Origin of the sequence: Kribbella sp. NPDC050459 (assembly GCF_040655315.1) — a bacterium.
Lineage (GTDB): Bacteria > Actinomycetota > Actinomycetes > Propionibacteriales > Kribbellaceae > Kribbella.
This window is the reverse complement of sequence record NZ_JBFAJQ010000004.1, coordinates 338,076-363,533: the sequence shown is the minus strand read 5'-3', so window position 1 is coordinate 363,533 and position 25,458 is coordinate 338,076. Positions and strand designations below refer to the sequence as shown.

Sequence of the window (25,458 nt, the reverse complement as noted above, 5' to 3'; positions counted from 1 at the left end):
CTCCGGCGGCGGGTGTGGAGGCGGGGCCTCACGGACAGTTCCGGCTCATTCGTCGGCGGCTTCTCCGACCACGTCGGCGATGTCGCGGAGGAGTTTCAGGCGCGCCCTGGCGTCGGCCGGTGACGGAGCCGCTGCGAGCCCGCAGGCCGGCGTGATGACGACCTGCTTCAGCAACTGCGGGTCGAGGCCGAGCTCCCGCCAGCGGCGTACGAGCGGCTCGGCCGCCTGTTCCGCCTTGGGCAGGGCGCCTGTGGTGGGTACGACGCCGGCGTAGATGCTCGTGCCGGCTTCGGCTGCGACGGCGATCTGGTCCCAGGCCGCGGTGTTGAGCAGTGCCGTGTCCACGGCGACCCCGCTCGCGCCTGCCTTGGTGAAGACCTCGATCGGCGGCCGGGCCGCGCAGCAGTGAACGACGGTCGGCCCGCCGGTGGTGAACAGGCTGAGCAGCTCCACGGCGCCAGGACCGTCGACAGAGCGGTGCTTGCTCCAGCCGGAGGCCGTCGGAACCGCCCCGGCCAGTACGGCGGGGAGCCCGGGCTCGTCCACCTGCAACACGACCTCGGCGCCCGGAACCCGCTTCCGTACCTCAGCCACGTGCTGCTGCACACCATCCGCCAGCGCCTGGGCGAGATCCCGCCGTGCACCGTGGTCCGCCAGGACCTTGTCCCCGCGCGGCCGCTCGATCGCAGCCGCCAGGGTCCACGGGCCGGTGACCTGTACCTTCAGCCGGCCCTCATACCCGTCGGCGTACTCCTCCAGCACGTCCAGGTCTTCCTGCAGCAACGCCCGCGCCCGCCGCTGATCCAGACTGGCCCGCGCGTCCCCGCCACCGGTCAGCCGCCACCCCACGGGCTGCAGGTCCGCGGCCAGCTCCGTCAGCACGGCGACGGTCCGGCTCAGCATGTCGCCGTACGGGCGCGCCGGGAGCTCGGGCAGGAACGGGAGGTCGACCAGCTCGAGTACTGCCCGCATCCACTCGCGGATGTCGTCGCCGGGGACGGAGCCCAGGCCTGTTGTCGTCATACGCCGGCGGTGGCGCGCTGGACCGAGTCGATCGTCGCGGAGCCGATGACACGGGTGCCGTCGTACAGCACAACCGCCTGCCCAGGGGCGACAGCGGACGTGGGCTCCTTGAAGGAGACCTGCACCTGATCGCCCAGCACCGAAGCGACGACTGCCACCTCTTCGCCGTGTGCGCGGAGCTGAGCCGTGGCGTGGAGCTCCGCGGCCGGCGGCGGGCCGCACCAGCGGGGCTTGGAGGCGGTCAGCTCCGACACGGCCAGCTCCTCGCGGGAGCCGACGGTGACGGTGCGGTCGACGGGGCTGATGTCCAGCACGAAGCGCGGCTTGCCGTCCGCGGCCGGCGTACCGATCCGCAGGCCCTTGCGCTGGCCGATGGTGAAGCCGTGGGTGCCCTGGTGCTCGCCGAGCTTGTTGCCCTGCGCATCGACGATGTCGCCCGGCGCCTCGCCGAGCTGCGCGCCGAGGAAGCCCGCGGTGTCGCCGTCGGCGATGAAGCAGATGTCGTGGCTGTCCGGCTTGGCCGCCACCGACAGCCCCCGCCGCTCGGCCTCCTCGCGGACCTCGGTCTTGACCGTGTCGCCGAGCGGGAAGAACGCGTGCGCCAGCTGCTGCTGGGTCAGGACGCCGAGCACGTACGACTGGTCCTTGGCCGGGTCCACCGCGCGGTGCAGCTCACGGCCGGACGCCGTATCCACGATCCGCGCGTAGTGCCCGGTCGCGACCGCGTCGAAGCCGAGCGCGAGGGCCCGCTCCAGGACGGCGCTGAACTTGACCTTCTCGTTGCAGCGCAAGCACGGGTTCGGCGTCCGGCCGGCGGCGTACTCGCTGACGAAGTCCTCGACCACGTCGGCGTGGAACCGCTCGGCCAGGTCCCACACGTAGAACGGGATGCCGATCACGTCGGCGGCCCGGCGCGCGTCGCGGGAGTCCTCGATCGTGCAGCACCCGCGGGCGCCGCTGCGGTACGACTGCGGGTTGCGGCTGAGCGCCAGGTGCACTCCGGTCACGTCGTGCCCGGCCTCGGCCATCCGCGCGGCCGCGACGGCGGAGTCCACTCCGCCCGACATGGCTGCGAGTACCCGCATCAGGTGTTCCTTCCCACGTTCTGCAGACCGGCGGACTTCGCCCGCTCCACGACCGGCCCGATGGTGTCCAGTACGGCGTCGATGTCGGCGCGCGTACTCGTGTGCCCGAGGGTGAACCGGAGCGAGCCGCGGGCCCGCTGGTCGTCGTACCCCATCGCCAGCAGCACGTGGCTCGGCTCGGCGACCCCGGCGTTGCACGCGGATCCGGTCGAGACCTCGATGCCGCGTGCGTCGAGCAGCAGCAACAGCGAGTCGCCCTCGCAGTCGCTGAAGGACAAGTGTGCGTTACCGGGCAAACGGCCCGTGGGGTCCCCCGACAGCAGCGCGCCCTCGACCGTGCCGGTGATGCCGGCGATCAGGGTGTCGCGCAGCTCGGTCAGCCGGCGCGCCTCGTCGGCCTGGTGCTTGACCGCGTGCTCGGCCGCGACCGCGAACCCGGCGGTCGCGGGGACGTCGAGGGTGCCGGACCGGACGTCGCGCTCCTGGCCGCCGCCGTGCAGGATCGGCGTCAGTTGCGTCTCCTTGTGGACGACGAGCGCCCCGATCCCGTACGGCCCGCCGAGCTTGTGCGCGGACACCGTCATCGCGTCGACGCCGAGCTCGCCGAAGTCCACCGGCAGCTGCCCGATCGCCTGCACGGCGTCGGTGTGCACGGGCACGCCGTACTCCTGCGCGATGGCGGCGACCTCGGCGACCGGCTGCAGCGTGCCGACCTCGTTGTTGGCCATCATCAGCGTGACGAACGACACCGACTCCGGGTCGCGCTCGATGGCCCGCCGGACGTCGTCCGGACCGACCCGGCCGAGCTCGTCGACGGGGAGCCACTCGATCTCGGCGTGCTCGTGCCGGCCGAGCCACACCGCCGGGTCGAGCACCGCGTGGTGCTCGATACCGCTCAGCAGGATCCGGCGCCGGCGCGGGTCCGCGGCCAACCGGGACCACCACAGGCCCTTGAGCGCGAGGTTGTCCGCCTCGGTGCCGCCGGAGGTGAACACGATCTCGCTCGGCTGGGCCCCGAGCGAGGCGGCGAGCGACTCGCGCGCTTCCTCGACCGTCCGCCGCGCGCACCGGCCGGAGCCGTGCAGTGACGAAGCGTTACCAGTCCGGGCGAGGTGCTGCGTCATCGCCTCGATCGCGGCCGGGAGCATGGGAGTCGTCGCCGCGTGGTCCAGGTACACCGTGCGGCGGTCGGGAGGAGTCATAACAGTTTCAAGGGTATGTCCGGCACCCGTGTTCCCGCTCCTCGGGAGTCAGCGCGCGAGTTCCAGCGTGTGCCGCTGCTCGAAGGACGCACCGATCTGCCCGAACATCCCGGCCGCCTCCGCCAGCACGGCACGGTCCCCGGTCAGGCGGGCCCGGGCCCTGCGCAGGACCGCGTCGGCCCAGGCGTTCTCGCTCGCCGCCCGGTCGAGGTACTGCGCCGCGCCGGGATCGCCGGACACGACGGCGAGCTCCGCGCCGGCGGCATGCGCGTACGGGATCCACCAAGGCTCGGGAAACGGCTCGAAGGCGCGCTGGACCACCGCCGCCGCTCCCGCGACCGCAGCGCCGGTGTCGTGGCGGTGGACGAGCAGCCGGGCCTCCACGAAGGCGGCCGGCGCGGCCAGGCCGGGATCGTCGGCCGGGTCGGTGACGCGCGCGATCTCGAGGGCGCGGGCCTGCCACACCGTCTCCTGGCCGGTGCCGAGCAGCCCGTGGGCCAGCGCGGCCGCCGCGGCGGCCGAGGCCATCCAGACCCGCGGCGGGCAGCCGGCGGCCCGCCAGCCGTTCCACATCACGTCAGCAGCGGCCACGGCCTCGTCGAACATCCCGCTGAGCGCGTAGGCGCGAACCTTGCGCGGGGCGGTGATGTACGGGTGACCGTGCACCGGGTCGTCCGTCAGCCGCGCCAGCCGGACCGCTTCGACGAGATCGCCGACCGCGACCGCCGACGTCGAGGCGGAGTGGAACGCGTCGACGATCTCGGCAACGGCCCGCGGCTCGTGATCGGGCAGCGTGACCGCGATGGCGAGCCGCTCCCTCGCGACCGCGTCCGCGTCGCGGAGCCGCCCGGCGGCCGCGACCGCGATGCCGTAGGCGTCCAGCGCGCTCAGCAGGTCCAGCGGGTGGGTCCCCTGCCGGGCCGCGCGGACGGCGGCCTCGGCCGACGCGAGATCGAATCGGTCGATCCAGGCCCGCGCGACTTGGAGCGGCACGCTGACCACATCGTCTCCGCCGGTGTCGGGCAGCAGTCCGGCGCCACGGTCGTCCGGCAGCCTGGCGGGGTCGGTCATCTCGTAGCGGTTCAGGATCGTGACGGCGTACCCGAGCGCGTCCGGGTTCCCGTCGGCGCCCGCCCGCATCATCAACCGGTACGCGTGTTCGCCGTCTGCGACCACCATCGCGGCATCGGCGGCGTCGCGCAGATCGTCGTACAGCTCAGCGGCGGTGCCTGCGTTGTCCGCGGCGGCCAGGTAGTGCTCCCGCGCCTCCAGGAAGCGCCGCCGGGCGAAGGTCAGGTGGGCGAGTGTGCGAGCAAGCGGCCGTACGTCGCCCCGCGCCGCGCGCAGGTCGGGCGCCAGCAGGTCGAACTCCTGTTGCCAGTCCTCCCCTGCCTCCAGTTGCTGCTCGAGCCTGGTCGCCACCGCGGCGGCCCACGCCACGTGCAGCGCGGCGACCTCGTCGTACTCGTCCTTCAGCTGTTCCAGGGCGAAGACGCGCACTGTCTCGAGCATCCGCCAGCGACTCGTCCCGGCGTACAGGCTGCGGTGCAGGAGGCTCTTGTCGGTCAGCCGACCGAGGAGGTCGCTCAGCTCGCTCTTCGTGCTGTCCGGCGACACACCGGCGGCCGCAGCTAGGTCGAAGCCCCCGACGAAGACCCCGAGTCGCCGGAACAACCTGCGCTCGTCCTCACCGAGCAGGTCGTAGCTCCAGCCGATCACGTGGGCCAGGGAGTTGTGTCGCTCGTCAGGCCCACGCCCTCCGGAGAGCAGCCGCAGCCGGTCGTCGAGCGCTGCCAGCAACCCGTCCGGCCCCAGCGAGCCCGCACGGGCCGCAGCCAGCTCAATCGCCAGCGGTACGCCGTCCAGCTCGGCGCACACCTTGCGCGCGAGCTGACTGTCGTCAGCCAGCTCAGGCGCGACCAGAGCGGCCCTGTCCCGGAACAACTGCTCTGCTTCGCTTCCCAGCATCAGCGGACCGAGCTGTACCGGCCGCTCGCCAGCTACGCCGAGACGCTCGCGGCTGGTCACAAGTATGGCGGTCTCGGTCGCCTCAGTGAGGATGCGGGCGACCAAGCCGGCTACGTCGTCCAGCAGGTGCTCACAGTTGTCCAGGACCAGCAGAGTGCGCCCGCGCTTCAGGCGCTCGAGTACTGCGTCCGTGAGGGTCTGCGGTGGTTGCTCGGTGGCCTGCAGCGCCTCGGCGACCGCCGCGACGACGAAGCCGGGCCGTACGGGGACCAGGTCAACCACGGCGCCGCCGTGCGGGTACCTGTCGGCGACCTCTGCGGCGACTTGGAGCGCAAGACGGGTCTTGCCGACACCCCCCGGGCCGAGCAGGCTGACGAGACGGTTGCTGCCCAGTGCTCTGATCAGCTCCGCGCGGTCGTGTTCGCGGCCGACGAACGTCGTCCCCGGACCGGTCGGCGTGCTGAAGCCCTCCGGTTGCGCGTCGGCCAGGGCAGCGAGCTCGTGGCGGTCCGCGACGCCGTACTTGCGCAGCAGCGAGGAGATGTGGCTCTCGACGGTCCGGACGCTGATCTGCAGCCGCCGGGCGATCTGGGCGTTCGAACGGTCACCCGCGAGCGCGGCGAGCACCTCGGCCTCCCGCGCCGACACGTCCTTCGGACCAGCCATTGGCCCATCATGCGGGATCCGTGGTCCTTCCGTGGCCGGTACGGACGACTTTCCGTACCGCCCCCGCCGATGGTGGAACGACAACCTCGGAAGTCAGGAGAAGACCATGGGACGAGTACTGCTGGACATCACGATGTCGCTGGACGGCTTCGTCACCGGGCCGGGCGCGGACCTCACGCACGGTCTCGGGATCGGCGGCGAGCCGCTGCACGACTGGATCACCGGCGAGCAGACGGACGCGGACCGGGAAGCGTTCGAGCGCACATCCACGGGCATCGGCGCCGTCCTGATGGGCCGCCGGACGTTCGACCTGATCGACGGTCCGCAGGGCTGGAGCGCCGACGGGTTCAGCGGCGAGCGGCCGGCGATCTTCGTGGTGACGTCGAACCCGCCGAGCCGGGTCCGGCTGGACGGCTGGTTCGAGTTCGTACCGGACGGGATCCGGCCCGCGCTGAAGCTGGCCCGCGACGCGGCGGGTGCGCAGGACGTGATGATCATGGGCGGCGGGCACCTGTGCCGGCAGTACCTGTACGCCGGGCTGGTGGACGAGCTGCGCGTCCACGTCGCGCCGATCGTGCTCGGCGACGGTACGCCGCTGTTCGAGCGCACCACGCTGGCGCCGATCCGGCTGGTGCCCCGCGAGAGCACGAGCACGCCGAACGCGACCCACCTGACGTACGACGTGGAGAAGCCATGACCCAGGAGATCCTCGACCGGCGTGCGGCGGCGGTCGTCGAAGCGAACAAGTACCTGGTGCTCGGGACGGTCGGCGCCGACGGCCTGCCCTGGGTGACGCCGGTCTACTTCACCCCCGACGGGCACGACGCGTTCTACTGGGTGTCGTCACCGGACGCGCTGCACTCGCGTAACGTGGCCGAGCGGCCGGACATCAGCATCGCGATCTTCGACTCGAGCGTCCCGATCGGCAGCGCGTCGGCGGTGTACTTCCGCGCCCGGGCCACACAGGTGCCGGACGACGAACTGGAGCGGTGCGTGGCGCTCTATGCCGCGCGCTACCCGGAGCTGCGCGCGTATTCCGTCGACGAGCTGCACGACGACATCCGGCTGTATCGCGCCCGCCCGACCGAGCATTGGATCCTGGTCACCGGCGGCGACCCGCAGTACGGCACGGGCATCGACTCGCGGCGGCCGGTCTGGTTGTGATGACCCGCTCACCCGCCATCCTTCCGGAGAGCAACATCCGGTGGAGCGGAAGGCGGAGCATGTCCGACTGGTGGACCGAGCGCAAGCAGAACGAGCAGCTCTCCAACCTGGAGAGCGAGATGTCGTACGCGCGGCAGGAGACCTCGAGCCTGCGTTCCCAGTTGTCCCGGATCCAGGGCGGCCTGCAGAACCGGGTGGACAGCCTGACGCGGGCCTTCGACGCCTTCGTCGAGCTGTCCGACCTCCGCCACGAGACGGCCGGCTTCGTCGACGCCGCCGAGCTCCGCCGCTACGCCACCCGGGTCCTGTCCGCGATGGCGTCCAGCACCGAGCTCCCGGAGACCGGCAAGCCCGTCGCCCGGTACTGGTTGGGTCCCGCCACCGAAGCCCTGATCGGCCTGCACGCCGGGAAGCCCGCCGAGCAGGCCGTCAGTACGGCGATGGAGCTCGACCAGCGCCGTACGTCGATCTACCTGTCACTGGCGTTGGCGGTCCTCGGGCAGCGGCACCAGGTGCGCACCGAATGGCTGGACGTCGCGTTCGGCGCGCCGGCCGCCGACGGGAGCCTGACCAGGGTGCAGCGGGTGCTTTGGACGACAGCCGCGCGCGGCGGCTTCGGACCGGATGGCCTGGAGCTCGTCGTGAAGCGCCTGCAGTCGGCCGCGTCGCCCGACGGCGCCTGGCTGTCCCGGCTCGAGATGCGCGGCAGCTCGTCGCGCCCGCGCGGCCCGCGACTGAAGGCGACCGAACCGCAGGACGAGGCCGGGGACCGGTTGAGCCGGATCCGGAACGCCGTCGAGACGATCGTCGGCAACACCGCGGCCCGTGAGCCCGACCCGGAGCTGAACTACCCCGAGGAGCGCAAGACCGACCGCACCCCCGACGACGCCGCAGCATCCCGTCGCGACGGCAGGTCCCGTCGCGACGCCGACGCGGACGGCCAGCCCGACAAGGACAGCCCGGCGGCGATGCTGCGCCTGCTGATCTCCGAAGGCAGCGACCCCGAGCGCGAGACGCTGGCCCGGATCGCCGTACTGCGGGCACGGGTCACCGGTTCACCCGAGTCGGCGGCGATGGCGCTGGAGGATCCGGCCGGCACGGTCGACACGTTGCTCACCGAGGACCTCGGGCTGTCCGCCGACCCGCACCTGTCGGCGACCGCGCTGCGCGTCGTCGGGCCGTTGGCGCTGCCCGGGGTGGAGTCCTTGGCGAAGACCGCCGAACTCCCCGGGCCGACGCAGGTGTCCGTCGAGAGCGGCGGCCACACGATCACGATTCGCGCCGACGGTCCCGACCCGCTCGAACTGGGCAAGGCGACCTCCACGCTCACCGCGGCCGGCGGTGTCGTGACCACCGGGCAGCGCGCCGTCCCGATCGGTCTGCTCGCCGGCGGCGCCGTGGTGGCGATCGGGCTCGGGCTGCTGCTGCACTGGTTCTGGATCGTCGTCGGTCTGGTGGTGATGGCGTTCGGCCTCAACAGCTACCTGTCGCTGCGCCGAGCCGTCGCCAACGACAGGACACGGGCCGCGGGCGAGGTCAGCAACCTCAACGAGCGGTGCACCACGGCCGCGACCGCACTCGCCGACTACCTCAAGAGCGCCGACACCCGGCACGCCGCGACCACCGAAGACCTGGCCGCCATCCGCCGGGAGCTGACCACCTAGCGGTTCCGGTCAGCCGATGCGCTGCGCGTCGGACGAGACGTGCGAAGGCCCGGCCAGGGATGATCCGGGCCGGGCCTTCACGGGGCTTGCTCAGGCCTTGCGCTTGGTGACTTCCTCGGTGGCAGCCGGGAGGACCTTGTGGAGGTCGCCGACGACGCCGTAGTCGACGAGCTCGAAGATCGGGGCCTCGGGGTCCTTGTTGACCGCGACGATCGTCTTCGAGGTCTGCATACCGGCGCGGTGCTGGATCGCACCCGAGATGCCGGCCGCGACATACAGCTGCGGCGACACTGTCTTGCCGGTCTGGCCGACCTGGTAGGCGTGCGGGTACCACCCCGAGTCGACGGCCGCGCGGGACGCACCGACCGCGGCGCCGAGCGAGTCGGCGAACGACTCGACCGGGCCGAAGTCACCGCCGGTGCCACGACCGCCGGAGACGATGATCGCGGCCTCGGTCAGCTCCGGACGACCCGTCGCCTCGCGCGGCTTGGAGTCGGTGATCCGCGCCGTCTTCGCGGCGTCGGAGATCGTCACGTCGAACTCCTCCACCTCCGGCGACGACTCGGCTGCCTCCGGGGTCGCGGCGTTCGGCTTGACGGTGATGATCGGCGTGCCGTGCGTCACCTTCGCCTGGACGGTGAAGTTGCCCGCGAACACCGACTGCGTCGTCACCGGACCGCCGTCGCCGGACTGGACGTCGACCGCGTCGGTGATCAGCCCGGAGTCGAGCTTGACCGCGAGCCGGGCCGCGATCTCCTTGCCCTCGGCGCTCGACGAGATCAGGATCGCCGACGGCTCGATCTTGGCCGCGACCTGCTGCAGCGCCTCGGCCTTCGGCGCCACCAGGAACTGCGACAGCTCCGGGTTGCTCAGCGCGATCACCTTGGTCGCGCCGAACTGCCCCAGGGCCGGCAGCGCGTCGGAGACACCCTCGCCGATGAACACGGCGACCGGCTCACCGAGGCGACGGGCGATCGTGAGGAGCTCGGCGGTCGTCTTGCGGACCGTGCCCGCGGTGTGGTCAACGAGAACCAGAACGTTCGACATTACTCAGCCGCTCCTCAGAGGAACTTGTTCGTGGACAGGAACTCGACCAGGCCGGCAGCGCCGCTGCCGTCCTCGTCGGTGACGATCGTGCCGGCGGTGCGCGCCGGACGGGCGGTCACCTCGACCACCTCGGTCCACGCGCTCGAACCGCCGACCTGCTCGGGCGTCAGCTCGAGATCCGCCAGCGTCCAGGTCTCGACCGGCTTCTTCTTCGCCGCCATGATCCCCTTGAACGACGGGTACCGCGGCTCGTTGGCCTGGTCGGAAACGCTCAGCACCAGCGGCAGCGTGCCCTCGATGGTCTCGCTCGCGGTGTCACCGTCGCGGCGGATCCGGACGGTCTGCCCGTCGACGGTCACCTCCGAGCCCAGCGTCACGGCCGGCAGCCCGAGCCGCTCCGACACCATCGCCGGGACGACGCCCATGCCGCCGTCGGTCGACCCCATGCCGAACACGACCAGGTCGGCCTCCAGCTTGGCCAGCGCCTTGGACAGGATCAGCGACGTGGCGACCGCGTCCGACCCGTGGATCGCGTCGTCGAGCACGTGGACGCCCGCGTCCGCGCCCATCTGCAGACCCTTCTTCACCGCGTCCGCGGCCTGCTCCGGGCCGACCGTGAGAACGGTCACCTCGGCGTCGCCGGCCTCTTTGACAGTGAGTGCGGTCTCGACGGCATACTCGTCCAGCTCGGACAGCAGCCCGTCGACACCGGCCCGGTCCACCGTGTTGTCCTCCGAGCGGAAGCGGCGGTCCGCGGTGGCATCCGGCACGAACTTCGCGCAGACGACGATCTTCATAGCGTGTGGGACCCCTTCTGGTTAACGGTCTCTGCCAAGCCTGCCACGGATGTTACCCGCGAGAAACATAAACTGCGTGCGAGTCCCATCACAGTCTCGGATGCGACTAGTCTGACGCAGGTGACCGAGACGTTACCGCTCACCGGCGAGAGGACCGCGCCCGGGATCTGGCACGAGAACTATTGGTTCGCGCGCCACGACGCCGCCTATCGCTGGATCACGGCCGAACTGCCGATCGGGACCGGGCGGTTCCTCGACGCCGGCTGCGGCGAGGGCTACGGCGCGGAGTTGCTCCGGCTGGCCGGGGCGAGCTCCGTGACCGGTCTCGACTATGAAGATACGACGTTGCGGCACGTCCGCCGGGTTTATCCACAGGTCAATGCCGCGCGCGGCAATCTCGTCCAGACGCCCTTCGCCGACAGCGCTTTCGGGACCGTCACGTCGTTGCAGACGATCGAGCACCTGTGGGAGCAGCCGCGGTTCGTCGCGGAGTGCGCGCGCATCCTCGTACCGGACGGGACGCTCGTCCTCAGTACGCCGAACCGGCTGACCTTCCCGAGCGGCAACTGGTACCACACGCGCGAACTCACCGCCGCCGAGTTCGCCGAGCTGCTCGAGCCGCATTTCGTGATCACGCAGGCGCTCGGACTGCACCATGGCGAACGACTGATGTCCTGGGAAGCGCAGCACGGCTCGTGTGTCGACGCACAGCTCGCCGCCGGGCACGACCAGTGGGACGACCAACTGGCCGCGCTCGTGCGGAGTACGACGTACGCCGACTTCGAGATCCGCCCAGGAGACCTGGACGAATCTCTCGATCTGCTGCTCGTTGCGCGGCCGAAGGGCTAGGCCCGCACGCTAGGGCCGGACGATCCGCTCGAGGATCTTGCCGGCGATCAGGTAGACCAGCGCCGCGATCCCCCAGTTCACCAGCAGGGTGTTCTTCGCGGTCTCCAGCCGGAACAGGTCCTTGAACGGGCCGACCAGGTCGTGACCGCGCTCCAGGATCCAGCGCACGATCTCGTTGCTCTGGTTGGTCTGGTCGAGCGCGGTGAACAGCGCACCGAGCGCGAGGACCGCGGCCGCGAGCACCGCGGCCAGCCAGATCAGCGACGCGATCAGGTTGCGCAGCTTCCGGACGCCGGAGCCGACCGAGGTCAGCGCCTGCTTGCCCTTGCCGGACCCCGATCCCGACGAGCCGCCCTTGGCCGCCGGCGGTTTGTTGCCCGAGGCACCGGATGGTGGTGTCACCGGCTTGCCGGTCGCCGCACCAGAGGTCGCTGCAGGAGCGGGCTTCTTGTCCCCGGCCTCCTTCGCGGCGCCTTCCGGCGCACCGGCTGCGGCATCCTCCGAGCCGGCCGCATCCGGTGTCGCGCCCTCGGCCGCCTTCTCCCGGGCCCGCTGCTCGGCCACGATCTCCGCGGCCGTCTTCGGCCGGGCGGTCCTCGTCGCGGTCGCCGCACCCGAACCGGTGCCGGTCGCCGCCGCGCCGGCGTCCGGCGTCGTACCGGCCTTGCCGGCTTCGGCAGCCGTCGCCTTCTCGTCCTGCGTACCCACGTCGTCCATCTCCTCAGCCGGGGTCCGTTCCTCGTCCGTGCTCACCGCAGCGGCCGGCGGTCTCCGGCGCCGGCTGACCGGGACCGGGCGCGGCGACAGCCTGCGGCGGGCACCCGCCACCGGCGCCACCGCCGTACTGCCGTCCGCGCCGTCCATACCGTCCATACGGTCGGTGCCATCCACTGCCTGTGCTTCCGGGTTCACGCTGGTGTTCACGCCCATGTCTGACTCGTTCGTTTCAAGCACTGGTTCCAACGTAGCGCCGCCGGGGGCTCCTGGCCCGGCCACGATCGGGACCGGATCGACCGCGCGGGTCCGCGCCTGCGTGATCGAGGTGTCGGCCGCGGCCTGGTCGAGCGGCGACCGGTCAGCTGGATCGGCGGTCCGGTCGGCCACGCTACTTCTCCTCTCCGATGCCGATGCTCATCCGCTCGTGGGCGTCCGACCGGATGTGGGGGTCATAGTGCCCGACTGGTGAGTAACTTGAGAACCCCTCACGCTCTCTTTTTCACCTTCTGCTTCTACCTCATCACCACCCGCATCCTCCGGCGCCACGCTTCGCGGCGGCGCAGGAGGTGTCTCCACGGACGGTTTCTCACGGGGTTTCTCGCTGGGCTTCTCACTGGGCGTCACACCGGATCGCAGCAGCGCGGTGGTCCGGTCGTTCGCGTCGGCCAGGCCGGCCAGATACTTGCGCCGCTCGACGTTGGCGGCGTACCGCTCGGTGCGGTCGCCGAGCACCTTGGCCGGTACGCCGGCCGCCACGGCGTACGCCGGAATGTTGCCACGGGCAACGCTGTTCGCGCCGATCACCACGCCGCGGCCGATGTCGGTACCGCGAGTGACCGTGACCTTCGTGGCCAGCCAGCAGTCCGGGCCGATCCGGACCGGCGACTTCACCAGGCCCTGGTCCTTGATCGGCAGGTCCAGGTCCTCGGTCTTGTGGTCGAAGTCGCAGATGTAGGTCCAGTCCGCGATCAGCGTCGACGCGCCGATCTCCACATCCAGGTAGCAGTTCACCGTGACGTCGCGGGCGAACACGACCTTGTCGCCGATCCGCAGCGTGCCTTCGTGGGCGCGCAGCCGGGTCTCGTCGCCGAGGTGCACCCACTTGCCCAGCACGATCCGGCCGTGCCCCGGCCGCGCCACGATCTCCAGATGCTTGCCGAGGAACACGAAACCCTCGGTGATCACCTGCGGGTGGCGCAGCTTGAACCAGGCGAACCGCCAGTAGCGCTTCAGGTAGTACGGCGTCCACGCCCGATGGCGCACCACCCAGCGCAGATTCGCCACGGACAGCAACCGCATCGCAACACCCTACTGCTTGCTTGCCACTCCAGTGATGGAGACGTTGTAGTACAGCTCGTCCGGCACGACGGACGACAGCACCTTGTCGACCTTCGACAGCTGCAGCCACGACTTGTAGGCGAACATCCGCCAGCCGAACCCGAGCTTCTGCTCCGGTACGGCGGCCTCGAACGTCCGGATCGGCCAGCCCACCCAGGCCGCCAGCAACTCCTCGGTCACGGTCCGCACCTCGGCCGCGCCCGCTCGCGCCGCGGTCCGCGCGAGCGTGTCGGGGTCGAACGTGTGCAGGTCCACGACCGCTTCCAGCGCGGCCGCGCGGGACGACTCGTCGAGCTCCTCCTGCGGCCGCCGCCAGTGCGCCAGCGCGGGCAGCTTGGTCACGTTGGTGGTCGCCCACCAGGTGAACCGGGACAGCCGCCGGGCCACGAAGTCGCCGTACCTGGTCGGCTCGCCGCAGATCACGAACCGGCCGCCCGGCTTCAGCACCCGCAGCATCTCGCGGAACGCCAGCTCGACGTCCGGGATGTGGTGGATGACCGCGTGCCCGATGACCAGGTCGAACGTGTTGTCGTCGTACGGCAGCCTCTCGGCGTCGGCGACCTCGCCCTCGATCGCGAAGCCCAGCGTCTTCGCGTTCTTCTTCGCGGCCTCGACCATGCCCGGCGACAGGTCGGTGACGTGCGCCTCGTCGAGGACGCCCGCCAGCTTGAGGTTCAGCGTGAAGAAGCCGGTGCCGGCGCCGATCTCGAGCGTCTTGCCGTACGGCCAGCCGCGCGATCCGGCAACCGCGACGAAGCGGTCCCGGGCGTAGTCGACGCAGCGTTCGTCGTACGAAATCGACCACTTCTCGTCGTACGTCGACGCTTCCCAGTCGTGGTAGAGCACCTGGGCGAGCTTGTTGTCGTTCCAGGCCGCCTCGACCTCTTCGGCAGTCGCGGCCGGCTTCTCGGTTGCAGACATCTACTTTCCCTTGAACTCGGCCTTGCCCGGGCCGTTCTCGACGAAGGACTTCATCCCGATCCTGCGGTCCTCGGTGGCGAACAGCGCGGCGAACTGCGTGCGCTCGATCTCCAGCCCGGTGGCCAGGTCGACGCCCAGACCGGAGTCGATCGCCTCCTTGGCCGCGCGCAGCGCCATCGCCGCGCCCTTGGAGAACTGCGCGGCCCACGCCACGGCAGCGTCGTACACCTCGGCGGCCGGCACCACCTTGTCGACCAGACCGATCTGGAGCGACTCGGCGGCATCCACGAACCGGCCGCTGTAGATCAGGTCCTTGGCCTTCGACGGGCCGACCAGGCGGGACAGCCGCTGGGTGCCGCCGGCGCCCGGAATGATGCCGAGCAGGATCTCCGGCTGGCCGAGCTTGGCGTCCTCGGCGGCGATCCGATAGTCGGCGCAGAGCGCGAGCTCGCAGCCGCCGCCGAGCGCGTACCCGGTGATCGCGGCGACCGTCGGCTTCGGGATCGCGGCGACCGCGGACAGCGAGGACTGCAACGGACCGGAGCGCTTGGCCATGTCGGCGTACGACATGTCGGCCATCTCCTTGATGTCCGCGCCGGCCGCGAAAACCCGCTCGCCGCCGTAGATCACGACCGCCCGGACCTCGTCGCTCGCGGCCGCCTCGAGAGCGGCGGCCCGGATCTCCTCCTGGACCTGGACGTTCAGCGCGTTCATCTTCGGCCGGTCCAGCCGGATCGTCCCGACCCCGTCACTCACGGTCAGATTGACGAACTCGCCCATGCATCCGCTCCTTTGCCTGTGCGCCTACCCACGGGTCACATCCCCGGGAACGGTACCGGATGCGGACGCCCAGCACTCATCAAACCCCGTGCAACCAGTCCGGACGGCCGCGCCTGAGCGTGGGCGACGGCCGTCCGGGCAGGTTGGTGAGTGTTACAGGTCCACCGCCTGGCCGGACGCCGCGGAGCGGCGGGCGGCGTCGACGATTTTCAGGGTGCGGAGGCCGACCGCGCCGTCCGGCTGGGGTACGACGGCCGGGGCCTGGCCGGGCTTCGCCGGGCCGGTGGTGCGGACGGCGTCCAGGAACGTGTCGAGCAGCGACGCGTCCAGGTTGCCGCCGATGCCGAGGAAGACCTCGCCGTCGGCGTCCGTGCCGCCGACGTGCGTCGCGAACGGCTCGATCTCGACGGACCCGTTCGTACCGGTCACCTGCAGCGTCACGCCGCCCCAGGTCGGGCCGTTGTCCGGAACGCTCCACGAGCAGTCGATGGTTGCCAGCAGCCCGTTGTCGTAGTTGATCGTCACCAGCCCGCCGGTCTCCACCTCCACACCCTTGTCCTGGTGCAGGATCCGGTTCGCCGCGGCATACACGCGGGTCGCGGACGCGCCGCCGGTCAGGCCGTCGATCAGGTCCGCGCAGTGCACGGTGTGGTCGACGAGCGCTCCGCCGCCGGCCAGCTTGGCGTCGGTGAACCACTGCCGGGCGGCGTACGGAATCTTCCCGTTGTTGGTGCCCAGTACGGCGAACACGTCACCGAGGCGGCCCGCCTCGACGTTCGCCCGCAGCTGCGCGTACGACGGCGCGAACCGGACCGGGTACGCGATCATCAGGATCGTCCCGGCCGCCTCGCACGCCGCGAGCATCGCCTCGCCGTCGGCGACCTCGGTGGCCAGCGGCTTCTCGCACAGCACGTGCGCACCGACCGCGGCGGCCCGCTCGACCAGTTCACGGTGGCCGGCGTTCTCCGACGTCACCACCACCGCGTCCGGGCCCCAGGCGAACAGTTCGTCGTACGAGTCGACGTAGGGGATGCCGAACTGCGCGGCGAATTCCGCACCGCGCGGACCGGGGTCGGGCGCCGTGGCACCGTCCGGGTCGGCGGACAGCACGTCGATCTCGGGCAACGACGCCAGCAGGTGCGCGTACGAACCCGCGTGGACGTGCGCGAACGACGCGATCGCGACCTTCAAAGTCATGCCACTGCTCCCGTCGAGACGAACGTCTTCATGTCGATCGGCTGACCCGACTCCATCGAGGCGCGGGCCGCTTCGGCCAGGTACACCGCGGTCGCGCCGTCGGACGCGAGCACCCGCGGCTCCGCGCCGCCGCGCAGGCCGATCGCGAACTCACGCAGCTGCGTGAGGTACGGGCTCTCCCCCAGCGACGACTCCGGGATCAGCAGGTCGCCTGCGGTAGCGCCGTTCTGCAGCTCTTCCTTGTAGCCCGTGTCGCTGTCGGACTTGAACTTGAGGACGCCGCTCGAACCGGCGACCGAGAAGCCGGTCTGGAACGTCGTGCCGGTTGCTCCCCAGGTCGCACGACAGTGGCTGACCGCTCCGGACTCGTGCGTCAGCGTGACGTGCGCCGCGACGTTCACGGGACTGACCCCGTCCACGGTCGGCGGGTTCTGTACGGCGTACACGGTGGCGACCTCGCCGCACAGCCAGCGCGCCTGGTCGAGGTCGTGCACCATCAGGTCCATGATCACGCCGCCGGACCGGGCCACTTCGCGGTACCAGCCCGCACCGGCCGGCGAGGACGCCTGCCGGTAGAACCGCGCCACCGCGACCTCGCCGATCCGCCCGGCCTGGATCGCGTCGTACGCCGCCTTGTACGCCGGGAAGTACCGCACCACGTGCGCCGGGTACAGCCGGACGCCGGCCGCCGCGGCCGCGTCGATCACCTCGTGCGAGTCGGCCGCGGTCAGCGTCAGCGGCTTCTCGCAGATGACGTTCTTGCCGGCCTTGATCGCGGCCAGCGTGATCTCCTTGTGCGTCGCCGACGGCGTGACGATGTCGACGAACTCGGCCTCGGCCAGGACACCGTCCAGCGACGGCACGACCTCGAGCCCGAACTGCTCCGCCAGTTCCTCCGCGCCCTCCAGCGAATAGACCAGCACCCGGGCGCCGACGGCCTTCCAGGACGCGGCGTGGATACGCGAGATGTTGCCCGCGCCGATCAGACCGACAGTCAGACCGGCCAACTCTTCCGACATGTGTTCCCCTGGGGTGGGTAAATTAGTAACGGTCCTTGCCTATCACTGCGCACAGGCGTTCACAACTACCGTCTCACGAACACAACCACCTCACTGTCGTGAACTGGCAGCGACCTGTGCAGAATGTCCCGGTGACAGAAGCGACCGCCGCCCCGGATGCTGCCGGCTTGTCCGCCGGCACCGCTCCGCGTCCCGGCGCAGTGGTCCAGACCGATGGCACCACGTTCACGCTGTGGGCCCCGGCGGCCGAGCGCGTCGAGCTCGCGCTGATCGCCGACGACGGCAGCCAGCGGAACCTGGATCTGACCCACACCGGCGAGTTCTGGACCGGGTTCGTGCCCGGCGTGGGCGCCGGGCAGCGGTACGGGTACCGCGTGCACGGCCCGTTCGATCCGTCGCACGGCCTGCGCTTCAACCCGTCGAAGCTGCTGCTCGACCCGTACGCGCGGGCGGTGGACGGAGCCCTGGACTACGCGAGCCCGGTGATCTACGACTCCTCCGACGCCGACTCGGCCGGGCACGTGCCGGTCGGCGTGGTCGTCGCGCCGTCGGATCCCCCGCCGCCGATCAGCAAGCCGGTGCACTGGGGCGAGACGGTCGTCTACGAGCTGCACACCAAGGGCTTCACGCAACTGCACCCCGACGTACCCGAGCACCAGCGCGGCACGTACGCCGGGCTCGCGCATCCGTCGGTGATCAGGTACCTGACCGAGCTCGGGGTGACGTCGGTCGAGCTGTTGCCGATCCACCACTTCCTGACCGAGCCCTCGATCGCGGCGCGCGGCCTGCCGAACTACTGGGGCTACAACACACTCGGCTTCTTCGCGCCGCACGCGCCGTACTCGTCGTCGGGTTCGCGCGGCGAGCAGGTGGCCGAGTTCAAGGCGATGGTGGCCGCGTTCCATGCCGCGGGCATCGAGGTCATCCTCGACGTCGTCTACAACCACACCGCCGAGGGCGGCTTCGACGGACCGACCCTGAGCTTCCGCGGGATCGACAACCGCGCCTACTACCGGCTCGCGCACGGCGCCGCGATGTACGACGTGACCGGGACCGGCAACTCGGTCGACACGTCGCATCCGCAGGTCCGGCGGCTGGTGATGGACTCGCTGCGGTACTGGGTCGAGGAGATGGGCGTCGACGGGTTCCGGTTCGACCTGGCCGTCACACTGGTGCGCAACGAGCGGCACGAGGTCGACATCCCGGACCACCCGTTCCTCGCCGAGGTGGCCGCCGACCCGGTGCTGGGCCGGGTGAAGCTGATCGCCGAGCCGTGGGACGTCGGCCCGTTCGGCTACCAGGTCGGCAACTTCGGGCCGCCGTGGTCGGAGTGGAACGGCAAGTTCCGCGACAGCGTCCGCGACGTGTGGCGCAACACCTCCGACGGCGTGAAGGACCTCGCCTACCGGCTGTCCGGGTCCAGCGACCTGTACGGCGACGACGGCCGCTACCCGTACGCGTCGATCAACTTCGTCACCGCGCACGACGGGTTCACGCTGCGGGACCTGGTCAGCTACGACCACAAGCACAACGAGGCGAACCACGAGGACAACCGGGACGGCACCGACGACAACCGCTCCTGGAACTGCGGCGTCGAGGGCGAGACCGACGACGCCGGCGTGATCGCGTTGCGCAAGCAGCAGATGGCGAACCTGATGTCCACGCTGATCCTGTCGACCGGCGTCCCGATGATCACCGCCGGCGACGAGTGCGGACGCACGCAGCACGGCAACAACAACGCCTACTGCCAGGACAGCTCGTTGTCCTGGTTCGACTGGTCGCTGCCGGCCGCGTGGTCCGATCACCTCGAGCTGACGAAGAAGCTGCTGGCACTGCGCGCCGCACACCCCGCGCTGCGCCAGTGGCACTACTTCTCCGGTCAGCCGGTGGTGTCGGGCGGCCGCAAGGACCTGTCGTGGATCGCACCGCACGGCGGCGAGATGACCGACGCGGACTGGTTCGACGGCAGCCTCCGGACGATCGGCATGTTCCTGCGGGGCGATGCGCTGCGAGCGACCGACGCCGAGGGCAACGCGCTGACCGACAGTTCGTTCCTGCTGGCTCTGAACGCGACACCGGAGACGCGCAATGTCGTCGTACCGGACGCGTCGTGGGCACCGGCTTACGAGGTCGTGCTGGACACCAGCAACAGCATGGTGACCGAGGTGGAGGCCGGCGCGACAGTGCCGCTCGCTCCCCGCTGCCTGGTGCTGCTGCGCGCGCTCTGAGCCGTCGAAGAGGTTGTTAACCTTCCGCCTGTACATTCGTCGGTCACCTGCCGTTCATGTGCTGGGGGGATCGATGACACCGATCGGAGCGCTGCATCGCGCGATCATGCGGTGGGGCGAGGCGGAGCGGACCAGCTCGCGGCTGGCGATCCAGCGCTGGGTGGACGGCGTGGCGCTCGTCGACGTCCAGGCGCGGACGTACGCCGAGTACTGGACGCAGCAGAACTCTCTGACGCTGACCGGCGACGGGCCGCTCTGGGTCGTGCTCGGAGACTCGACCGCGCAAGGACTTGGCGCGTCCTCGCCGTTGCACGGGTACGTCGGCCAGGTGCTGAACGCCCTGCGCCGTAAGGGCACGCCGTGGCGGGTGCTGAACCTCTCACGGTCCGGTGCGCAGACCCAGCACGTGCTGGACGACCAGCTCCCGTTGCTGGACGGACTGACTCCGGCCCTGGTCACTTGCGGCATCGGCAACAACGACATCCTGGCCACACCGCCGAAGCGCTTCCGCGACCGCCTGCACCAGGTGATCGACCGGCTCCCTTCGTCATCTGTCGTGATGGACCTGACGGTGCCGGACCGGCTCTGGCGGATCGGCGGCGCGGTGAGCCCGTACGTGTCGGGCATCAACCAGCTGATCAGCACCACAGCCACGTCCCGCGGCCTGCCGGTCGCCGAGGTGTCGCGATACGCCCGCCCACCGTGGCGCGGCCTGCTCGCCCCCGACGCGTTCCACCCCAACAACCTCGGCTACCGTCGCCACGCCGACGCCCTCCTCGCCGCACTCCCGGCAGGCCTGCTCAACCTTCCAGCAACCGCTGCAGCCGGTCCAGCGTCTTGGCGCTCTCCTGTCGCACCCTGATCGGGACGATCGCAGCCCGGCCCGGTACGCGAATGCCTCCGGTCAGCGCAACACGCGTGCCGCCGCCCGGTTCGGCGGCGACCGCCGTACCGATGATCACGAAGCGGCTCTGCAGCCAGCACCAGCCCGGACGGAACTGACCTTCCAGCCGTGCGCGTTGTCCCCGGGCTCCCTTCGCCCGGACGACGACCCGGTCGCCGTCGCGCTCCAGCAGGGTCGCCGACTCCAGATCCGCGTGGATCTCGGCGAAGACGTCGAGATCGGCGAGCATCGCCTTCACCTGGCCGGGCTCGTACGGGAGGACGCGTTCGGTGACCGCCGCACCCGGCACACCGGCCGCGAGCGCCCGGAACCGCTCGACGTCCGTGAGTTCCACCTGTGGCCAGTTCATGATCTCCACGCCTTCCGAAAGCTCGCCCGCGCGCGGTGCAGCCGGGACTTCGCCGTACCCGGCGGGACATCCAGCACGGCGGCCGCTGCCTGTTCGTCCAGTCCTTCGAGGTCTCGCAGCACCAGGACCGCCCGGTGCTCGGGCGACAGCCTTTCGAGCACGTCCTGTACGTCGATCGCAAGCTGCGGATCGTCCGCGGCCGGGACATCCGCGAGCTCGGCCGGCTGCTGCCGCTGCCCGCGCCGCGCGACCCGGATCGCCTCGCGGACGGCGATCGCACGCGCCCAGCCGAACAGCGCCGCGGGTTCCTGCAGGCTGTGGAGTCCCCGGAAGATCGCGATCAGCGCCTCCTGCGCCGCGTCCGGCCCGTCGGCCAGCGCGATCGGCCCGCAGATCTTCCCGACGTACGGCGTCAACGCGTCCAGGACGTCGTTCATCGCCACGCTGTCACCGCGCTGGGCCGCGCGGACCCTCGCCGCCTCGATCATTCGACGAAGGCGGCCAGCAGCCGTGACACCTGGCCGGGGCAGTCGACGGTGAGCGCGTGACCGCAGCCGGGGAGGACGTGCACGGTTGCGTTCGGCAACAGCTTCCCGAAGCGGGCGGCCTGCTCGACCGGCAGGATCGTGTCGTGGTCACCCCAGACCACGAGCGTCGGCTGCCGGGTCGACGGCAGTGCGCGTTCCGTGACGCTCCAGTCGAGACCGCGCTCGAGCGCGTACAGGGATCGCACGTTGTCACGATACGTTCCGGGGATCCACATCGCGTCGACGAGCTGCGGCGTGACCAGGTCCTTGTGCACGAACAGGCCACGGACCGCGGACTCGACCGTGCCGCGGCCGGTCCCGAGTTTCGCGAGCGCCTCGCCGACCAGCGGGAGCTTGAGAATCTCCCAACTCCAGGCGTCCGGTTCGTCCAGGCCTGTGGGAGCGAGCAGGACGAGCTTGCTGACCCGCTCCGGGTGCCGCTGCGCATAAGCGAGGCCCCAGCCACCGCTCCATGAGTTGCCGGCAAGTGCGACGCTCTGGAGATGCAGGGCGTCGAGGAACTGACCTAGCGCCTGCGTCATGCCGTCCAGGTCGAACGGGAACGCCTTGTCGTGCAGACGTGTCTCACCTTGCCCTGGGAGGTCGACTGCGTAGACCGTGTGCTGCTGTGCCAGCGCGTTCAGCTCGGTGTCCCACGCGGCGGCAGGTGAAGCGCCCGGCGCCAGCAGGACCACCGGTGAACCGCTGCCCCGCTGTAGGTAGTGCACACGCGCCAGTGGAGTGTCCACGTAGCGGGAGTCAGCCGACGCGCTTGGGTGGGGCTGCTCCGTCGCCTGGTACCCGTAGGCAACCAACGCGCCTACCAGTACGACAGCCACCGGGCCCGCGACGACAGCTACCTTCAGCCGCCGCATCCTTAGCATCTTCAAGTCTGCAAGACACAGGGCGATACACAGCGGCGTGTAGAGCACCAGGTTGAGCCAGTAGAAGGCACGACCCGCGTCGCCCGCACCAGTGATCCACACCAGCCCAATAGCCGCGCGTGCCGCCAGCCCCGCCGCCAGACCGCCTACCACGAGCCTGCTGAGGCTCCAGCGTGCACTGGTGAGTACTGCGCCCGCCAAGAACAGGTGCAGTGCTGCGAGAGGCAACACCACTGCCGGCGCGAAGCTGACCGGAGCGTTCAGAACCGCCAGCGACAGGCTCCGCTCATCGCCTGCAGGCCAAGTCGATCCTGTCGCCCAGTAGACGTGCAGCGCCGCGAGCGCGATGTGCACTCCGGCAACAATCCGTCGCATGACCCCTCCTCGTTGTTCGGACACCCAGAAGAGGAGGTCATCCAGGCAGACGTTCCCCGGCGTGAGGCGGCTCACAGAAACACCTAGGCAATTACTACGGATCCGGATAATCTGGATCCGTGGAAAGTGACGAGTTGTTGCTGGTGTTGCTGCAGCGGGCCACGCATGTGACGTTGCAGGTGCTCGCGACGGAGCTGGCCGATCTGAAGCTGACGGCTTCTGAGTTGAACGTGCTGGCGAATCTCGCTGACGACAAGCCGCGGACGGTCTCCGAGATCGGGGTGGCTGCGGGCGTCCGGCCGACGACGCTGACCGGCGTACTCGATCGGCTCTCGGACAAGGGCCTGCTGGCCCGGGCCGCGCACGCAGGTGACCGGCGGGCGGTGGAGATCTGGCTGACCCCGCGCGGGGCGCGGAGTCAGGCGCGGATCTCTGAGGCGTTCGCGGCGGTGGAGTCGCGGGCGTTGGACGGCGTACCGGAGTCCGCGGTCAAGCAGGCCCGGCGGGTGCTGAGCGCGTTGGCGGCGTCATGAGCGTCTTCGACGAGCTGATGGAAGAGGTGATGTCGACCGCCGCACGCTTCGGGCATCGAGAGCATGTGCGGTTGACGTGGCTTGCCGTACGGCGCTGTGGGACTGCTGGGGCGGTCGAGCTGATCAGTGACGGGATCCGTCGCACGGCGCGGTACGCCGGGGTGCCGCAGAAGTACAACGCGACCGTGAGCCGGGCCTGGGTCGAGCTGACGGCGTACCACATGGCTGAGGCGCCGGGTGATTTCGACGAGCTGGTACGGCGCAACCCCGGTCTGCTCGACAAGCGGCTGCTGACGCGGTTCTACAGTTCGCGGGGTCTGGCGTCGCCTGCCGCGCGGACCGGGTGGGTCGAGCCGGATGTGAAGGCGTTCCCCTTTACTCTGCCCCAGGGGCAGGGGGTGTGATGGTCGCGTGTTGACGATCAGCGAGTTCGGGCGGCGGGCAGGGCTTTCACACAAAGCCCTGCGGCTGTACGACGTGTCAGGGCTGCTGGCGCCGGCGCAGGTGGATCCGGCGAACGGGTACCGCCGGTACGACGAGAGTCAGCTCGAGCGGGCGCGGCGGATCAGTGTGCTGCGGCAGTTGGACATGCCGCTGACGACGATCGCCGAAGTCCTCGCGGGGACCGACGAGGAGGCGTTGATCCGGCTCGACCGGTGGTGGGCCGCCGAGGAGGCGACCACCGCGGCACGCCGGGCGACGCTGGGGTACCTGCGGGACCGGCTGACCCGGTCGGGGACGTCGGGGCTCGCGCCGCGACCGGTGCTGACCAGAGAAGTGCCGGCGACCAAGATCGCGTCCATCCGGGTCGACACCGATCAGCAGATGCTGGTCGGGAACCTCGTGACGTGCACCGACGAGATCATGTCGTACCTGCGTTCCTGCGGCGCGGCCGCGGACGTCGGTTCGTGGGTGATCTTCCACGGCGCCGTGACACCGGAGGCCGAGGCGACGGTCGAGATCTGCCTGCCGTTCGACGGCCTTGTGGACCCGTCCGGCCGGATCGGCATCCGTGTCGAGCCGGCGCACCGGGAGGCGTACTGCACGATCACGATGGACGAGTGCGCGTACCCGCGGATCATGCTCGCGTACGACCTCGTCTACGACTGGGCACGCGCGTCCGGCACCCCCGATGCGGGTCCGCCGCGCGAGATCTACCGCCCGGACTGCCACCTGCTCCCCCGTGACGAACCGGCCGTCGACATCGCACTGCCCATTCTGGAGAGGAACCTTTGATGGACTACGCGATGCAGACTCGCTTCAGCGATCCCGGCGTACACGCCGGACTGTTCGACGCGCTGCCGGACGACATCCCCGGAATCGCCGCGGTGGTTCGGAACCTGCTGATCCACTACCGCGCCGGCGGGATCGAGTTCACCGGTGACCGGCTCGCCGAGATCGACAATCGCTGGGTATCGGCGATTGTCGCCACCGACCAGAAGCGCAACGGTACGGCGCTCGCGGTGCCGCGCGAACCGTTCGACCGGGTTGTCGGATGCTGCCGGGACTACACGCTGCTTTTCGTGTCGATGCTGCGGCACAAGGGCATCCCGGCCCGCAGCCGGGTCGGATTCGGCAACTACTTCGCCGAGGGTTTCGACCACGACCACGTGGTCGCGGAGTACTGGAACGGCGACCGCTGGGTGATGATCGACGCCGAGATGGACCCGGCCGACCCGCGCTTCACCTTCGACGTCGCGGACATGCCGGCCGGCCCGTTCCGGTCCGCGGCCGAGGTCTGGCGCGGCTACCGCGACGGCGTACTCGACGGCGACCTGTTCGGCGCCGACCCGAACCCGGACGCACCGCTGAAGCTGCACGGCGGCTGGTTCATCCGCACCTACGTGCACTACCAGCTCGCCCACCTGAACGGCGACGAGCTCCTGCTCTGGGACAACTGGGGCGGAATGTCCGACACCCTCGACGGCGCCGACCTCGACCTCACCGACCGAATCACCGACCTGATGCTTGCCTCCGACAACGGAGACGACGCGGCCACCAAGGAGGTCAACGACCTCTACCGCACGGATCCAGCCCTGACCTTCACCGGCCGAGCCTTCGTGACGTCCCCGGCCAGCGGCGGCCAGTATGTCTGGAAGGACCTCGCGTAGCTCCTCCCCGCGGCCGAGCACACCCGCCGGGGTCTGGAGACAAGGTATTGCTTGTCTCCAGACCCCGCGGGTTGTTCACAGGTCAGCGACAAAACACCCCCGCCTGGTGA

Annotated in this window: 25 protein-coding genes; 10 read left to right on the top strand and 15 right to left on the bottom strand. The window is 70.4% G+C overall.

Annotated features, from left to right (window positions below):
* Positions 1 to 45: 45 nt before the first annotated feature.
* From AB0I12_RS17730 to AB0I12_RS17715, 4 genes are read right to left on the bottom strand one after another with little or no spacing between them, the layout of a single operon-like run.
* On the bottom strand, positions 46 to 1,023 hold the full coding sequence (locus AB0I12_RS17730; protein WP_359930365.1) for a methionine synthase vitamin-B12 independent: 978 nt from the start codon (positions 1,021 to 1,023) through the stop codon (positions 46 to 48).
* Complete coding sequence (mnmA, locus tag AB0I12_RS17725; protein ID WP_359930364.1) at positions 1,020 to 2,108, bottom strand: tRNA 2-thiouridine(34) synthase MnmA; 1,089 nt, start codon at positions 2,106 to 2,108, stop codon at positions 1,020 to 1,022. Before mnmA ends, AB0I12_RS17730 begins: the two co-directional genes overlap by 4 nt.
* Positions 2,108 to 3,310: a cysteine desulfurase family protein gene (locus tag AB0I12_RS17720; protein WP_359930361.1), complete on the bottom strand. Its 1,203-nt coding sequence runs from the start codon at positions 3,308 to 3,310 to the stop codon at positions 2,108 to 2,110. The genes mnmA and AB0I12_RS17720 overlap by 1 nt, the downstream gene beginning before the upstream one ends.
* 48 nt (positions 3,311 to 3,358) lie before the next feature.
* Entirely contained in the window at positions 3,359 to 5,944 is a 2,586-nt protein-coding gene (locus AB0I12_RS17715) for a LuxR C-terminal-related transcriptional regulator (RefSeq protein WP_359930358.1), read from the bottom strand.
* A gap of 106 nt (positions 5,945 to 6,050) precedes the next feature.
* Between AB0I12_RS17715 and AB0I12_RS17710 the strand changes: the two genes are divergently transcribed.
* The 3 genes from AB0I12_RS17710 to AB0I12_RS17700 are packed head-to-tail and all read left to right on the top strand — an operon-like array spanning position 6,051 to position 8,772.
* Positions 6,051 to 6,641, top strand: a complete 591-nt coding sequence (locus tag AB0I12_RS17710) for a dihydrofolate reductase family protein (protein ID WP_359930355.1) — start codon at positions 6,051 to 6,053, stop codon at positions 6,639 to 6,641.
* Positions 6,638 to 7,108 carry a pyridoxamine 5'-phosphate oxidase family protein gene (locus AB0I12_RS17705; protein ID WP_359930352.1) on the top strand — a complete coding sequence of 157 codons (471 nt, stop codon included), beginning with the start codon at positions 6,638 to 6,640 and terminating at the stop codon, positions 7,106 to 7,108. The genes AB0I12_RS17710 and AB0I12_RS17705 overlap by 4 nt, the downstream gene beginning before the upstream one ends.
* A gap of 59 nt (positions 7,109 to 7,167) precedes the next feature.
* Positions 7,168 to 8,772, top strand: coding sequence for a hypothetical protein (locus tag AB0I12_RS17700; protein WP_359930349.1), 1,605 nt, complete (start codon positions 7,168 to 7,170; stop codon positions 8,770 to 8,772).
* A 90-nt stretch (positions 8,773 to 8,862) separates the two neighbouring features.
* Here AB0I12_RS17700 and AB0I12_RS17695 read toward each other — a convergent pair whose 3' ends face one another.
* Together AB0I12_RS17695 and AB0I12_RS17690 are read right to left on the bottom strand one after the other, a co-directional pair.
* Positions 8,863 to 9,819, bottom strand: a complete 957-nt coding sequence (locus AB0I12_RS17695) for an electron transfer flavoprotein subunit alpha/FixB family protein (RefSeq protein ID WP_359930346.1) — start codon at positions 9,817 to 9,819, stop codon at positions 8,863 to 8,865.
* 14 nt (positions 9,820 to 9,833) lie between these two features.
* On the bottom strand, positions 9,834 to 10,616 hold the full coding sequence (locus AB0I12_RS17690; protein WP_359930343.1) for an electron transfer flavoprotein subunit beta/FixA family protein: 783 nt from the start codon (positions 10,614 to 10,616) through the stop codon (positions 9,834 to 9,836).
* Between the two features lie 120 nt (positions 10,617 to 10,736).
* Between AB0I12_RS17690 and AB0I12_RS17685 the strand changes: the two genes are divergently transcribed.
* On the top strand, positions 10,737 to 11,465 hold the full coding sequence (locus AB0I12_RS17685) for a class I SAM-dependent methyltransferase (protein WP_359930340.1): 729 nt from the start codon (positions 10,737 to 10,739) through the stop codon (positions 11,463 to 11,465).
* A 9-nt stretch (positions 11,466 to 11,474) separates the two neighbouring features.
* Here the strand turns inward: AB0I12_RS17685 and AB0I12_RS17680 are convergent, their stop codons facing one another.
* The 6 genes from AB0I12_RS17680 to AB0I12_RS17655 form a co-directional block, all read right to left on the bottom strand.
* On the bottom strand, positions 11,475 to 12,569 hold the full coding sequence (locus tag AB0I12_RS17680; protein WP_359930337.1) for a hypothetical protein: 1,095 nt from the start codon (positions 12,567 to 12,569) through the stop codon (positions 11,475 to 11,477).
* A gap of 27 nt (positions 12,570 to 12,596) precedes the next feature.
* The gene (locus AB0I12_RS17675; protein WP_359930334.1) at positions 12,597 to 13,481 is read right to left on the bottom strand and encodes an acyltransferase; all 885 of its coding nucleotides are present in this window, start codon (positions 13,479 to 13,481) and stop codon (positions 12,597 to 12,599) included.
* A gap of 9 nt (positions 13,482 to 13,490) precedes the next feature.
* The gene (locus AB0I12_RS17670; RefSeq protein WP_359930331.1) at positions 13,491 to 14,441 is read right to left on the bottom strand and encodes a class I SAM-dependent methyltransferase; all 951 of its coding nucleotides are present in this window, start codon (positions 14,439 to 14,441) and stop codon (positions 13,491 to 13,493) included.
* Positions 14,442 to 15,221, bottom strand: a complete 780-nt coding sequence (locus AB0I12_RS17665; RefSeq protein ID WP_359930328.1) for an enoyl-CoA hydratase-related protein — start codon at positions 15,219 to 15,221, stop codon at positions 14,442 to 14,444.
* 153 nt (positions 15,222 to 15,374) lie between these two features.
* Positions 15,375 to 16,418 carry a Gfo/Idh/MocA family oxidoreductase gene (locus AB0I12_RS17660; RefSeq protein WP_359930325.1) on the bottom strand — a complete coding sequence of 348 codons (1,044 nt, stop codon included), beginning with the start codon at positions 16,416 to 16,418 and terminating at the stop codon, positions 15,375 to 15,377.
* Positions 16,415 to 17,437, bottom strand: coding sequence for a Gfo/Idh/MocA family oxidoreductase (locus AB0I12_RS17655; RefSeq protein ID WP_359930323.1), 1,023 nt, complete (start codon positions 17,435 to 17,437; stop codon positions 16,415 to 16,417). The genes AB0I12_RS17660 and AB0I12_RS17655 overlap by 4 nt, the downstream gene beginning before the upstream one ends.
* Before the next feature lie 131 nt (positions 17,438 to 17,568).
* Between AB0I12_RS17655 and glgX the strand changes: the two genes are divergently transcribed.
* Positions 17,569 to 19,665, top strand: a complete 2,097-nt coding sequence (gene glgX / locus AB0I12_RS17650; protein WP_359930320.1) for a glycogen debranching protein GlgX — start codon at positions 17,569 to 17,571, stop codon at positions 19,663 to 19,665.
* Between the two features lie 73 nt (positions 19,666 to 19,738).
* Positions 19,739 to 20,527, top strand: coding sequence for an SGNH/GDSL hydrolase family protein (locus tag AB0I12_RS17645; RefSeq protein WP_359930317.1), 789 nt, complete (start codon positions 19,739 to 19,741; stop codon positions 20,525 to 20,527).
* On the opposite strand, the gene AB0I12_RS17640 is transcribed toward AB0I12_RS17645, so the two are convergent.
* From AB0I12_RS17640 to AB0I12_RS17630, 3 genes are read right to left on the bottom strand one after another with little or no spacing between them, the layout of a single operon-like run.
* On the bottom strand, positions 20,466 to 20,918 hold the full coding sequence (locus AB0I12_RS17640) for a hypothetical protein (RefSeq protein WP_359930314.1): 453 nt from the start codon (positions 20,916 to 20,918) through the stop codon (positions 20,466 to 20,468). The genes AB0I12_RS17645 and AB0I12_RS17640 overlap by 62 nt on opposite strands.
* The gene (locus AB0I12_RS17635; protein ID WP_359930311.1) at positions 20,915 to 21,406 is read right to left on the bottom strand and encodes an RNA polymerase sigma factor; all 492 of its coding nucleotides are present in this window, start codon (positions 21,404 to 21,406) and stop codon (positions 20,915 to 20,917) included. Before AB0I12_RS17635 ends, AB0I12_RS17640 begins: the two co-directional genes overlap by 4 nt.
* Positions 21,403 to 22,704 carry an alpha/beta fold hydrolase gene (locus tag AB0I12_RS17630; protein WP_359930308.1) on the bottom strand — a complete coding sequence of 434 codons (1,302 nt, stop codon included), beginning with the start codon at positions 22,702 to 22,704 and terminating at the stop codon, positions 21,403 to 21,405. The genes AB0I12_RS17635 and AB0I12_RS17630 overlap by 4 nt, the downstream gene beginning before the upstream one ends.
* Positions 22,705 to 22,823: 119 nt before the next feature.
* Between AB0I12_RS17630 and AB0I12_RS17625 the strand changes: the two genes are divergently transcribed.
* From AB0I12_RS17625 to AB0I12_RS17610, 4 genes are read left to right on the top strand one after another with little or no spacing between them, the layout of a single operon-like run.
* Positions 22,824 to 23,237 carry a MarR family transcriptional regulator gene (locus tag AB0I12_RS17625; RefSeq protein WP_359930305.1) on the top strand — a complete coding sequence of 138 codons (414 nt, stop codon included), beginning with the start codon at positions 22,824 to 22,826 and terminating at the stop codon, positions 23,235 to 23,237.
* Complete coding sequence (locus AB0I12_RS17620) at positions 23,234 to 23,641, top strand: hypothetical protein (protein WP_359930302.1); 408 nt, start codon at positions 23,234 to 23,236, stop codon at positions 23,639 to 23,641. Before AB0I12_RS17625 ends, AB0I12_RS17620 begins: the two co-directional genes overlap by 4 nt.
* Before the next feature lie 10 nt (positions 23,642 to 23,651).
* On the top strand, positions 23,652 to 24,473 hold the full coding sequence (locus tag AB0I12_RS17615; protein WP_359930299.1) for a MerR family transcriptional regulator: 822 nt from the start codon (positions 23,652 to 23,654) through the stop codon (positions 24,471 to 24,473).
* Entirely contained in the window at positions 24,473 to 25,348 is an 876-nt protein-coding gene (locus tag AB0I12_RS17610) for a transglutaminase-like domain-containing protein (protein WP_359930296.1), read from the top strand. The genes AB0I12_RS17615 and AB0I12_RS17610 overlap by 1 nt, the downstream gene beginning before the upstream one ends.
* The last annotated feature ends 110 nt before the right edge of the window (positions 25,349 to 25,458 follow it).